Genomic DNA, 12,573 nt, shown 5'->3' with positions numbered 1-12,573 from the left:
AACTTTTTTCTCTAATTTTAGAATAAACTCTATAAACTAAGAGATCAGGCATCAACCATGTTTCCACCTGATCTCTTTTGTTAACATATCTTTTATACACATACCAGATCCTATGGATCTATTATATGTATATATCTAAGATTTTAGTACACATATGTGTATGTATACCATGTCTTATATGCCTTATATGCTTTTCCTTTTACCTTGACTACAGGTATAACATATACTCCAAAATCCTTCCACTTTGTAAGTCCTTTTATATTGTATGAAGTTGTAGAAGCACTTAACTCCTTCTTTGCCCAGTGACCACTGTCTGAGTATCCTGAATCCCTGCTTACATATATTATGTACTTTGTTGCATTTGCAACCTTTGGCCATTTAACCATAGCTGAAGTATGGCTTGAAGCTGTTATCTTGATTGAAGCCTGTGGAATAACTGTTCTCATTGCTGACCACTTGCTGACACAAGTTGCCTTGTCATTCTTTATGTACGCTCTGATTCTCGCCTTGAATCCCTTGTTCTTTATCAACTTGTTGCTTGATGCTGATGCTATTGAGATATTCTTTCTTGATGTCTTAGCTGTTGTTATCTTCTTCTTTCCATCTACTGTGTAGATCTCGATCTGATATCCGTCAGGAGATGTCTTGTCGTTAGGATTTACTGTCCAATAAAGTGTTGGGTAAGCCTTTGATGAGCTTGTAGGTGTCCATGATAATCCACCCTTTGTAGCATCTGCAAAGTACATAGGAGTTGATGGTGAAGACTTCATTCCATAACCTGTTGATGAATATGACTTTGCAACAAATCCTGTCTTAGGAGCCTTTCTGTATGCAACTACGTTAACATTATATCTGTTGCCGGCTGTTGCTTTGATTGCAGCCTTGTTAGTACTGACTTTCTTTGATGCCTTGCTGCTTCCATTGTCCTTTGTTACTATGTATCCTGTTGCTCCAACTACCTTTGACCATCCTACTGTAAATGATGAAGGTGTTCCTGCTGTCTGAAGGATTGAATCGCTATTTACACTTATAGGTGCTGTAACTACCTGAACAGGTGCACTTACACTGTAAGCTGTTGATGAGTTATAGCTTGAATAAGATGCAACCTTTATATAGTATGTTGATCCGGCATTGAGGTCTCTTATCATCTTTGATGTTGATGATGAAGTATAGTCTGTCACTGCTGTATACTTTCCATTCTCACTTGTTGAGTAGTACACCTTATAACGATCTGCTCTTCCGTTGCTGCTATCCCATGAAAGCTCTACATATCTCTCTGTTCCCTCAGTCTGCTTGATATTGGTAGCAGCTGCTGATGCTGTTATTGACATTGCAAATATCATGATAGACATTATTGCAAGGAATAACAGTGATTTCTTGAATGTTCTTTCTCTTCTCATTAAATCTCTCCTTTTCCTTTCCTTAAAAGCTCCTTTTTAATACCTTCTACAGGTTTCTAATAAAAAGTATTTCTTCTCATTTTGAACCTTATCTCCCTCATTTTTAAGTTTACAGGTTTTATATATTTTCGTCAACCAGATAGTATTTGTTATTTTCACCAATTATTTTGTTTATTTTCACTAATTTTATTATCTATATATATTTATTTTTACAATAAAATATTTTTAATTAGCTTTTAATTTTGATGTGTTATTGTTTTGCCTCTTTTTCAGCAAGATAGTCCGTGACAGCCGTTTCATAAAGGTTGTGTCCCTCCGAATCTATGACGACTATAGCAGGGAAATTCTCCACCCTCATCTTTCTTATAGCCTCTGTTCCCAGATCATCATATGCTATGACCTCAGATTCCTTTATACACTTTGAGAGAAGTGCTCCCGCTCCTCCGACAGCAGCCAGATATACTGCTTTATTGTCAACTATTGCATTTATAACTTCCGGACTTCTCTTACCTTTCCCGATCATTCCACACAATCCTTTGCTGAGTATAAGCGGTGTGTATTTGTCCATACGGCTGCTGGTAGTAGGCCCGGCTGATCCTATAATCTGTCCCGGTTTTGCCGGTGTCGGTCCTAGATAATATATAACATTGCCATTCAGATCAATTGGAACTATCCCCTTTTCATACAGCTCCGTTCCGCTTGCATCATAACATCCCGATTCCATGATAGAGTCATACATTCTCTTGTGCGCCGCATCTCTAGCACTGTACACTATTCCATCTATATATACATAATCTCCTGCTTTGAGTTTTTTTACTTCATCCCTGTCAAATGGTGCTTTTATATGTTTGTCCATAATAATTCCTTTCCCGCTTCAACTATAGATATTTATCTGACACTTTTACAAAACTCTTGTCACATGCCTGTTTACGTGACAGCACATATTTACTGCAAGAGGCATTCCTGCTATATGTGTCGCGTATGTCTCTATATTTACAGCAAGGGCCGTGGTCTTTCCGCCCAATCCTCCAGGTCCTATACCTGTGTTGTTTATAGCCTCAAGCAGTTCACTCTCTATCCTTGCAATATGCTCCTTATCCGAATGTACTCCAACCTTTCTTGTAAGTGCCTTTTTTGCCATCTTTGTGGCAAGCTCAAAATCACCGCCAAGTCCGACTCCTACAAATACAGGAGGACACGCATTTGGTCCCGCATCCTTTACAGCCTGGATGACGGCTGCCTTTACTCCCTCTTCACCATCTGCCGGTTTGAGCATGTATACTTTGCTCATATTCTCGCTTCCAAATCCCTTTGGAGCTATCGTTATCTCTATATTCTCTCCAGGTACAATATCATAGTGAATTATTGCCGGGGTATTATCCTTCGTATTTTCCCTGATAAGAGGATCTTTAACCACTGATTTTCTCAGATAACCATCTGTATATCCCTGTCGCACGCCTTCGTTGATAGCATCTGTTATGTTCATTCCCTCAATATGAACATCCTGTCCTATATTCACAAAAAAAACAGCCATTCCGGTATCCTGACAGATAGGAATATCATTTTCTCCCGCTACATCAAGATTCTCACACAACTGCCTAAGTATCTGCTTGCCGAGTGGACTATCCTCTGTATCAACCGAATCTCTGACTGCCTTTTCCATGTCTTCAGACAAATGTACGTTTGCCTCTATACACATCTCTCTGACATTTTTAGTAATTTCTTCTGCTTCTATAACTCTCATTTCTTCACCGCCATTTTATATTGATATACTTCTTATATACCTCTGTCTGAAATCTTAATCATCCAGAAATGTATCATCGTTTTTTTTGTAGTTTGGATCTTTTCTGTTAATAAAGAACTTATACACATGCAAAGTCACTGTAAATATAGCCACAACTATAACCATTGCCACCAATATGTAAATGATATTCATTATGCTATATGACCACTCTGATGCTTTTCTTGTACTGTTAAATATCTGATCAAGTTGTCCTTCCGTTGTCACCTCTGTGACAGAAGAAGCCGCTCTGTTCACCGACTCCATTATCCTGTTGTTTTCGGACAAAACACATGATATTATTTCTTTCATTTTTTACCCCCGATCTTATCTAAATCCCATCTGAATCAATTAATCCTCTTTATTCTATCTGATTTTATATTGATTTTTACCTTTCCTATCTCAATTTATTATTATATTAAATTTATACCTTCTCCCATATGAAATAAGTATATCATAACCTATATATGCACACAATCAGCAAAAGGGTGTATTGCCATTTTTTTGACAATACACCCTTTATTTTTTATTCTAATTTTATTTTTGAATATTACTATTCTGTATCTTCTGAATCTGTATCTTCAACATTTTCAGGCTCATCATTTGCTGGATCTGCATTTGTTTCAACTGCATCTTCATTCTGAATATCTACATCTGCTGTATCGCTGTTCTCAGATTCTTCACCATCTTCATCGACATTTTCCTCTTCTTCGGTTCTTGCAAGCTTGGCTACAGATGCAACAAATGCACCACTGCCAACATTCATAAGCTTGACTCCCGATGTGATTCTTCCAATGACTGTTATATCAGAGCAATGCATTCTTATCATGATTCCCTCATTGGTCATCATCATGATATCATGATCGTTTGTAACTGCCTTTGCGCTTACTATATCACCTGTCTTTTCTGTTATCCTATAACACTTGACTCCCTTACCGCCTCTCATCTGAGGAGCAAATTCTGACAGTTCAGTTCTCTTACCCATTCCATTTGCTGTTACAAAGAGAATCTCGTCTCCCTGAACATCAAGCTGCATGGCGATAACTTCATCATTCTTATCACATCTGATTCCGCGAACACCCATAGATGTACGTCCTGTATCTCTCACACAATCCTCATTGAATCTGATACACATTCCCTTCGTCGTGACAAGAAAGATATCATTTTCTCCGCTGGTTGCCTTTACTTCTATGAGTTCATCCCCATCATTCAATGTTATAGCTGCAAGACCTGTCTTTCTGATATTTTCAAATGCCTCTATTTTTGTTTTCTTGACTATACCATTCTTCGTAGCCATCATGAGATACTTCTTGTCAAAGCCTGTTATAGGAATGATAGCAGTTACCTTCTCATTTGGAAGAAGCTGAAGAAGGTTGACTATGGCAACTCCTCTCGCATTACGTCCTGATTCGGGTATCTCATATCCCTTCATCCTATACACTCTTCCCATGTTAGTGAAGAACATTATGAAGTTGTGGGTATTTGTCAGGAATATCTCATCAATGATATCGTTATCAATAATATTCATTCCCTTTATGCCCTTGCCACCTCTGTTCTGTACCTTGAATGTATCCTTTGGCATTCTCTTGATATATCCAAGCTTTGTCATGGAAATAACAATCTCTTCTCTCTTGATAAGTTCTTCATCTGTTATATCATCCGAGTAAGCTGTGATGGATGTTCTTCTCTCATCACCATACTTGTCTGCTATCGCAGTAAGCTCTGTCTTGATTACTCCGAGAAGCTTATTCTCATCTGCAAGTATCTCCTTGTACTCTGCTATCTTAGCTTTAAGTTCATTATACTCATTCTCGATTTTCTCTCTTTCCAGACCTGTAAGAGCACGAAGTCTCATATCAACTATGGCTCCAGCCTGAGCCTCAGAAAGTCCAAATCTTTCGATGAGCTTTGCCTTTGCTTCTCCAACATTCTTGGAGTTTCTGATGATCGTGATAACCTCGTCTATGTTGTCCAGAGCTATGAGATAACCCTGTAATATATGAGCTCTCTCCTCAGCCTTATTGAGATCGTATCTTGTTCTTCTTGTAACTACATCCTCCTGATGCTTCAGGTAGTACGTGAGCATATCCTTGAGATTGAGTATCTTAGGAACTCCATCCACAAGTGCAAGCATGATACATCCAAATGTATCCTGAAGCTGAGTGTGCTTAAAGAGCTGGTTGAGAATTACGTTAGCATTTACATCCTTTCTGAGTTCAATGACAACTCTCATTCCCTCTCTTGACGACTCATCTCTTATATCTGTGATTCCATCAATTCTCTTGTTCTTTACAAGATCTACCATATTCTTGATGAGAAGTGACTTGTTTACCATATATGGAAGTTCGGTTACAATAATGCGGTGCTTTCCGTTAGTCATTGTTTCGATTTCTGTGATAGCACGTACCTTTATCTTACCTCTTCCGGTTCTGTAAGCATCATTTATTCCCTGTCTTCCAAGTATCTGTGCTCCCGTAGGAAAGTCAGGTCCCTTCACTATATCCATCAATTCATCTATGTCAGTCTCACGGTCTTCGTTAACCCTGTTATCTATAATTTTAATGGCTGCATAGATAGTTTCCTTCAAATTATGTGGTGGAATATTGGTAGCCATACCTACTGCTATACCAGATGTACCGTTTACCAATAGGTTAGGATAACGTGATGGAAGTACCACTGGCTCTTTCTCAGTTCCATCAAAGTTTGGAATAAAATCAACTGTATCTTTGTTTATATCAGCCATCATCTCCATAGATATCTTGGAGAGTCTTGCCTCTGTGTATCGCATAGCAGCCGCATGGTCACCATCAACTGATCCAAAGTTTCCATGTCCATCAACAAGAGGGTATCTTGTATTCCATTCCTGTGCCAGCTTTACAAGTGCCTCGTATATTGAGCTATCACCATGTGGATGATATTTACCCATTGTATCACCAACGATACGGGCACACTTACGATGTGGCTTATCAGGACCATTGTTAAGTTCAATCATAGAATGAAGTATTCTTCTCTGAACTGGCTTTAGACCATCTCTTACATCCGGAAGTGCTCTGGCTGCTATAACGCTCATGGCATAATCTATGTATGAGCGCTCCATAGTCTTCTTCAGACCAACTTCATCTATTTTATCAAAAATCTTATCGTCATCCATTTTTTAGATTTTCCTTTCTCTCGATATTTTTATACATCGAGATTCTTTACATACTTGGCATTTGTCTCTATAAACTCACGACGTGGCTCAACTTTATCTCCCATGAGGACATTGAATGTCATGTCTATTTCTGACTCATCGTCATCATCGATGGCAACTCTCAGGAGTATTCTTCTCTCAGGATCCATAGTCGTCTCCCAAAGCTGTTCCGCATCCATCTCTCCAAGTCCCTTGTATCGCTGGATCTTATTATTCTGATCTCTTCCAACTTCATCAAGGATACTGTTGAGCTCATCATCACTGTATGCATACCATACCTTCTTGTTTTTCTCTAACTTGTAGAGAGGTGGCTGTGCCAGATATACATGTCCTTTTCTGATAAGATCAGGCATAAATCTATAGAAAAACGTGAGAAGAAGAGTTGCTATATGAGCCCCATCCACATCGGCATCAGTCATAATTATTATCTTGTTATATCTAAGCTTTTCTATGTTGAAGTTCTCGTGAATACCTGTTCCAAATGCAGTGATCATAGCCTTTATCTCTTCATTTCCAAGTATTCTGTCAATTCGTGCCTTCTCAACATTCAGTATCTTACCACGAAGTGGAAGTATTGCCTGGGTTGATCTTGATCTCGCAGTCTTGGCTGAACCACCGGCAGAATCTCCCTCTACTATGTATATCTCACAATTCTTAGGATCCTTATCTGAACAATCGGCAAGTTTTCCAGGAAGTGCCATGTTATCTGAGAGATTTGCCTTTCTCGCAACATCCCTAGCCTTTCTCGCTGCAATTCTTGCTCTCTGGGCAACAGCCGCTTTATTCACAATTATCTTAGCAATCTGAGGATTCTGTTCAAGATAATATGTGAGCTGTTCTGTAACAACACTCTCTACAGCTGGTCTTGCCTCAGAATTTCCGAGTTTCTGCTTCGTCTGACCCTCAAACTGTGGATCACTTATCTTTATTGAAACTATAGCTGCAAGTCCCTCTCTGAGATCATCTCCAGACAGATTGTCATCCTTTTCTTTTATGATATTATTCTTTCTGGCATAGTCATTGAACACCTTTGTTATAGCTGACTTAAATCCTGTCAGATGTGTTCCTCCCTCAGGTGTATTTATATTATTTACGAAACTGTATGTTGATTCATTGTATGAATCATTGTGCTGAAGTGCAACCTCTACACTGATTCCATCTCTCATACCCTCACAATATATAACCTCGTTGTACAGAGGATCTCTATGTCTGTTCAGATATGAGACAAATTCCTTGATACCACCCTCATAGTGGAATGATCTTACCTTTTCAGGTGTAATTCTCTTATCCGTGAGTGATATCTTAAGTCCCTTTGTAAGAAATGCCATCTCACGAAGTCTGTTTCTTAGAATATCGTAATCATATACATTATCCTCAAATATAGTATGATCAGGTAAAAATGTAACCTTGGTTCCTGATACCCCTTCAGGTGCATCACCGATAACCTGAAGCTTATACATTACCTTTCCCTTTTCATACCTCTGTTTATATATCTTTCCATTCCTTGTTATCTCTACCTCAAGCCATGTTGAGAGCGCATTTACTACTGATGCACCGACACCGTGAAGTCCTCCGGATACTTTGTATCCTCCACCGCCGAACTTACCGCCGGCATGAAGTATGGTAAATACAACCTCTACAGCAGGAATTCCCTGTTTTTTGTGTATTCCAACCGGAATTCCACGTCCATCATCGACAACTGTTATGGAGTTATCCTCGTTTATATATACCTGAATGTGGGTACAATATCCAGCCAGAGCCTCATCTACAGAATTGTCAACTATCTCATACACAAGATGGTGAAGTCCAGTGGAGGATGTACTTCCTATGTACATACCAGGTCTTTTTCTGACTGCTTCCAGTCCCTCCAAAACCTGTATCTGTTCTGCTCCATAATTATCATTTTCCATTGTTACGATTCCTCCGTTCTTACTCTGGTGGCTGTTCCATTCACCACACTATAAACATTGTTTATTATTACCTGCTCTTTTATAAATTCATCATAACCAGTACAGGTTATGATTGTCTGAATGTCCTTTATCTCATCTATGAGAGCATTTCTTCTATCAGTGTCGAGTTCACTCATGACATCATCCAGAAGAAGTATGGGATTATCACTGATTATCTTTTTTACAAGCTTTATCTCTGCCATCTTCAATGAAAGTGCAACTGTTCTCTGCTGTCCCTGAGAACCATACTTTCTCGCATCTATGCCATTTATGAGAAAACTTATATCATCCCTGTGTGGTCCTGCCTGTGTACTGGAATATTTCAAATCTGTTTCAAGCTTTTCTCTGAGAACATCTTCAAAGTTATTCTCATTCACGTTGTATTCATACACTATCTCTAACTTTTCTCTACCACCTGTAAGTCTACTGTGGATATCACAGATGATGTCATTCATCATATCTATAAAATTTTTTCTCTCTTTTATGATTTTGGATCCATAATCCACCAGCTGTATATTCCATACATCCAGTGTATCTATGAGACTTTTGTTATAATATATCTGCTTTAATAGATTATTGCGCTGATTAAGTATCTTATTGTATGATGCCAGATTCTGATAATACAGCCTGCTTATCTGACACAGTTCAAGATCCATGAACCTTCTTCTCTCAGCAGGTCCATTTTTTATGATTGACAGATCCTCCGGTGAGAAAAATATTACATTCAGAAGACCATACAATTCTGTGGCTCTTCTTATGGCTATTCCATCGATTGCCACACCTTTATTCTTACTCTTTCTAAGATGCATATCTATCTTGTGTGATACATCTCTTTTTCTTAAGAACAATCTGATGTGACTTTCATCCTCGCCAATCCTTATGATATCTCTATCCTTTGTACCCCTGTGCGATTTTGTTGTGGCTGCCATGTATATAGATTCAAGTATATTTGTCTTGCCCTGGGCGTTATTGCCGTAGAGTATATTTGTATTTTTTCCAAATTCTACCTTTAATTTTCTGTAATTTCTGTAATTGTTTAGTTCTATAGATTCTATATACATATCTTTCACCATCTGTCAGATGATATAGACAATTACTTCTGTATACTTATCTTATCACCATCAAATTCTACTTCGTCTCCATCGTAAAGCTTTCTTCCACGTCTTGTCTCAACTTCTCCATTTACAACAACCAGTCCCTGAACGATAAATTCCTTAGCTTCGACTCCGGATTCAACAAGTCCTGCTGCCTTGAGCGCCTGACCTAGTTTTATAAAATCATCTCTTAACTTGATTATCTCCATATTTTTCTGTCCCTTCTATGATCAAAATAAAATAAAAATTCTTTCATCCTATCAATAAATTCTTATTATTCTTCATTGATACCCATAGGAAGAATAAGGTAGATATAAGAACCTGCATCGTCCTTGATCACACATGGAGATTTTGTATTGTTAAAGTAGATAGTTACATTCTCATCATCAATTACCCTGAGTGCATCTATGATGAGTTTTGGATTAAATCCAATAACAAGGTTGTTTCCCTCTTTTTCTATATCAATCTCATCATTCAGAGATCCTATCAGAGAACTGATCTTAAGTCCAAGATTTCTGTCCCCTATGCTGAGTCTTATAGGCTTTTTGTCTGATTCCTTTATAAGAAGTGTTGCCCTGTCCAAACTGTCAAGAAACTCTCTCTTATTTATCTTCATCTTTATCTGATAATCAACTGAGAGCATATGACTTATTCTGAAGTACTCACCTTCTATCAGTCTTGATACCACCTTTGTGTTGTCAAACTCAAATAAAATATTGTTCTCATTGAAGTAAATATTTACAGGATCATCAACTCCTCCATTCATGATCTTACTTATATCACTGAGTGATTTTCCAGGTACAACAACCTTTATATCTGAGTTGTCACCCTTGAGATCTATATAGCGAATGGAAATTCTGTGTCCATCAAGAGATACTACACTGAGTCTGTTATTTGATACCTCAAATAACTCACCTGTCATAAGCTTGTTATTCTCGTTGTCCGATATTGAAAAGATAGTCTGATTTATGACATCTCTTAGAGCAAACTGTGATATCGTAATATATTTGTCCTTTGATACAACAGGAAGATTTGAAAAATCATTTCCTGATTTACCAGGTAAATTAAACTCAAGTCTCTCGCACTTTATGAGAGTTTTATTTTCTTTATCACTCTCAATAGAAATCTCGCTGTCAGGAAGTTTTCTTATGAAGTCTGAAAAGAGTTTAGCTTCAAGAGCAACCTTTCCATCCTCTATAACTGTACCGTCAACGTAACTCTCAATACCTATCTCCATATCATTTGCTGTAAGTTTAATGATTCCACCTGAAGCCTCAACTAGAATACATGACAATATAGGATGGGTAGTTTTGTTTGATACAGCTTTTGATACTGTAGTGATACCCTGAAGTAAATTAGCTTTTCTTATAGAAATCTTCATTGTAAGTGTAAACTCCTTTCATGTTCGAAAACTTATTTGTATAAGTATGTGGTGCTTATATGTTGACAAATAAAATCAACAGGCAGCGCCATGTATATATATATTAAAATTATTAGCAGTAGCAGTAGTAGTAGCTTTGATAGTGTTGAAACTATGAAAAACCCTGTAAATTCAATGCATTGACAATTATGTGTCCATGTTAATAAGTTTCTTGAACCTGTTCATAAACCATATAAATATCAACACAGGAAATTTCTGAAAATATGATGTATATATGGATGTACGATAAATAACAACAGGTAATAAACTTAAAATAAAAAGATATTAACATCTTATACAAGATAAGTTGTCCACATACAATAGGTAAATATGATCAAAAATGTGGATAACTTATGTTTGGAGGTTAATAACATATTATTTCTGTGGGTTAAGCTTCTTGATTATTACATCGACCATCTCAGCAAATTCAGGATCTTTATCTATCTTTTCCTCAACCTTCTGGATATTGCTGTGAACAGTTGAGTGATCCTTTCCTCCAAAAGAATCACCAATGCTCTTGAGTCCCTTATCGGTATACTTTCTGCAGAGGTACATCGATATCTGGCGGGCTGTTGCAATGTCTTGACTTCTCTTTGTAGAGATAATGTCATTTACAGAGATATTAAGGTGCTCTGAAACAGTGTTGATGATAAGATCTGGAGTTATAGTGACTTTCTCATCCTTAGAAATCAGATCCTTGAGTATATTTTTTGCAAGGTCTTCTGTAATCTTGATGTGACCAAGCTCTGAATATATGCTCAGTTTATTGAGAGCTCCTTCAAGTTCACGTACATTGTAGGTTATATTCTTAGCAATATATTCGAATATAGGCTCGCTTATATTTTTAAGTCCCTTTATCTCCGCCTTGTTTTTCAAGATTGCCATACGTGTCTCATAATCAGGGGCATGGATATCAATAGGAACACCCCACTCAAATCTTGACCTGTATCTTACGTCGAGAGTCTTTATCTCCTTTGGAGGCTTATCTGATGAAAGAATTATCTGTTTACCCTCATCGTGTAAAGCGTTGAAGGTATCAAAAAATTCATTCTGAGTTGCATCCTTTCCTATAAGATACTGTATATCATCGATGAGAAGTACATCGACCTTTCTGTATTTGTTTCTAAATTCTTCAGTTGTTTTTTTAGCTATGGCCTCTATGATCTCATTTGTAAACTGATTTGATGAGACGTATAGAACCTTCATATTACTATTGTGCTGAAGTATATAATGAGCTATCGACTGCATAAGATGAGTCTTTCCAAGTCCTGACTCTCCGTAGAGAAAAAGAGGATTAAACTTGTCCTGTCCTGGTGAATCTGCTACAGCAAGGCAGGTAGCATGTGCATGCTTATTGCTCTCACCTACTATGAAATTCTCAAATGTGTAATCAGGACGAAGATTGCTCTTGCTTATTGCCTCGTTATAATCTTCAGTGTAAGTAGGCTGCTTTTCTTCTTCTTTCATAACACTTTGAAGGGTAAATATGACCTGAATGGAATCATTCTGAAAAAGTTCTCTAAGAACAGTCTCAAGATATATATCAAACAACTTCTTTTTGAGAAATTCTATACCTCTCTGACCATATTTTTCATCCAGAGTGAAATATACCTTGTTATCTTCAACAGAATAGACATTCAGAGGTTCTATCCATGTGTGAATCATTATATGGGAAATGCCATGTTCATTTTCAAGAATATTTAATATATCATTCCACCTGGCTAAAATTAAGTCTTTCAT

At 37.5% G+C, this 12,573-nt stretch carries 10 protein-coding genes; all 10 read right to left on the bottom strand.

Annotated elements, in window-relative coordinates; translation table 11 throughout:
• Window positions 1–143: 143 nt before the first annotated feature.
• On the bottom strand, window positions 144–1,400 hold the full coding sequence (locus tag NQ536_RS00050) for a fibronectin type III domain-containing protein (protein WP_004852700.1): 1,257 nt from the start codon (window positions 1,398–1,400) through the stop codon (window positions 144–146).
• 250 nt (window positions 1,401–1,650) lie between these two features.
• Entirely contained in the window at window positions 1,651–2,256 is a 606-nt protein-coding gene (locus tag NQ536_RS00045) for a Fe-S-containing hydro-lyase (protein WP_004852704.1), read from the bottom strand.
• A gap of 45 nt (window positions 2,257–2,301) precedes the next feature.
• Window positions 2,302–3,144 carry a fumarate hydratase gene (locus tag NQ536_RS00040; RefSeq protein WP_004852706.1) on the bottom strand — a complete coding sequence of 281 codons (843 nt, stop codon included), beginning with the start codon at window positions 3,142–3,144 and terminating at the stop codon, window positions 2,302–2,304.
• A gap of 54 nt (window positions 3,145–3,198) precedes the next feature.
• Window positions 3,199–3,492, bottom strand: coding sequence for a hypothetical protein (locus NQ536_RS00035; protein WP_004852708.1), 294 nt, complete (start codon window positions 3,490–3,492; stop codon window positions 3,199–3,201).
• A 241-nt stretch (window positions 3,493–3,733) separates the two neighbouring features.
• Window positions 3,734–6,331 (bottom strand): DNA gyrase subunit A, encoded by a 2,598-nt coding sequence (gyrA, locus tag NQ536_RS00030; protein ID WP_004852709.1) that lies wholly within the window; start codon window positions 6,329–6,331, stop codon window positions 3,734–3,736.
• A gap of 29 nt (window positions 6,332–6,360) precedes the next feature.
• Window positions 6,361–8,280, bottom strand: a complete 1,920-nt coding sequence (gene gyrB / locus NQ536_RS00025; RefSeq protein ID WP_004852712.1) for a DNA topoisomerase (ATP-hydrolyzing) subunit B — start codon at window positions 8,278–8,280, stop codon at window positions 6,361–6,363.
• 2 nt (window positions 8,281–8,282) lie between these two features.
• Window positions 8,283–9,380, bottom strand: a complete 1,098-nt coding sequence (gene recF / locus NQ536_RS00020) for a DNA replication/repair protein RecF (protein ID WP_044998263.1) — start codon at window positions 9,378–9,380, stop codon at window positions 8,283–8,285.
• 32 nt (window positions 9,381–9,412) lie between these two features.
• Window positions 9,413–9,622 carry an RNA-binding S4 domain-containing protein gene (locus NQ536_RS00015; RefSeq protein ID WP_004852716.1) on the bottom strand — a complete coding sequence of 70 codons (210 nt, stop codon included), beginning with the start codon at window positions 9,620–9,622 and terminating at the stop codon, window positions 9,413–9,415.
• Between the two features lie 65 nt (window positions 9,623–9,687).
• A complete protein-coding gene (gene dnaN, locus NQ536_RS00010; protein ID WP_004852718.1) occupies window positions 9,688–10,794 on the bottom strand; it encodes a DNA polymerase III subunit beta in 1,107 nt (368 codons plus the stop codon).
• 414 nt (window positions 10,795–11,208) lie between these two features.
• The gene (gene dnaA, locus NQ536_RS00005) at window positions 11,209–12,573 is read right to left on the bottom strand and encodes a chromosomal replication initiator protein DnaA (RefSeq protein WP_004852720.1); all 1,365 of its coding nucleotides are present in this window, start codon (window positions 12,571–12,573) and stop codon (window positions 11,209–11,211) included.

It is taken from the genome of Coprococcus eutactus (assembly GCF_025149915.1).
GTDB lineage: Bacteria > Bacillota > Clostridia > Lachnospirales > Lachnospiraceae > Coprococcus > Coprococcus eutactus.
This window is presented reverse-complemented; position numbering and strand designations above follow the sequence as displayed.

What these genes read in the sequence shown, in the direction of transcription:
- dnaN (WP_004852718.1), bottom strand. Translation starts at nt 10,794, where the DNA reads ATGAAGATTTCTATAAGAAAAGCTAATTTACTTCAGGGTATCACTACA.
- NQ536_RS00015 (WP_004852716.1), bottom strand. Translation starts at nt 9,622, where the DNA reads ATGGAGATAATCAAGTTAAGAGATGATTTTATAAAACTAGGTCAGGCG.
- gyrA (WP_004852709.1), bottom strand. Translation starts at nt 6,331, where the DNA reads ATGGATGACGATAAGATTTTTGATAAAATAGATGAAGTTGGTCTGAAG.
- gyrB (WP_004852712.1), bottom strand. Translation starts at nt 8,280, where the DNA reads ATGGAAAATGATAATTATGGAGCAGAACAGATACAGGTTTTGGAGGGA.
- NQ536_RS00045 (WP_004852704.1), bottom strand. Translation starts at nt 2,256, where the DNA reads ATGGACAAACATATAAAAGCACCATTTGACAGGGATGAAGTAAAAAAA.
- NQ536_RS00035 (WP_004852708.1), bottom strand. Translation starts at nt 3,492, where the DNA reads ATGAAAGAAATAATATCATGTGTTTTGTCCGAAAACAACAGGATAATG.
- NQ536_RS00040 (WP_004852706.1), bottom strand. Translation starts at nt 3,144, where the DNA reads ATGAGAGTTATAGAAGCAGAAGAAATTACTAAAAATGTCAGAGAGATG.
- dnaA (WP_004852720.1), bottom strand. Translation starts at nt 12,573, where the DNA reads ATGAAAGACTTAATTTTAGCCAGGTGGAATGATATATTAAATATTCTT.
- NQ536_RS00050 (WP_004852700.1), bottom strand. Translation starts at nt 1,400, where the DNA reads ATGAGAAGAGAAAGAACATTCAAGAAATCACTGTTATTCCTTGCAATA.
- recF (WP_044998263.1), bottom strand. Translation starts at nt 9,380, where the DNA reads ATGTATATAGAATCTATAGAACTAAACAATTACAGAAATTACAGAAAA.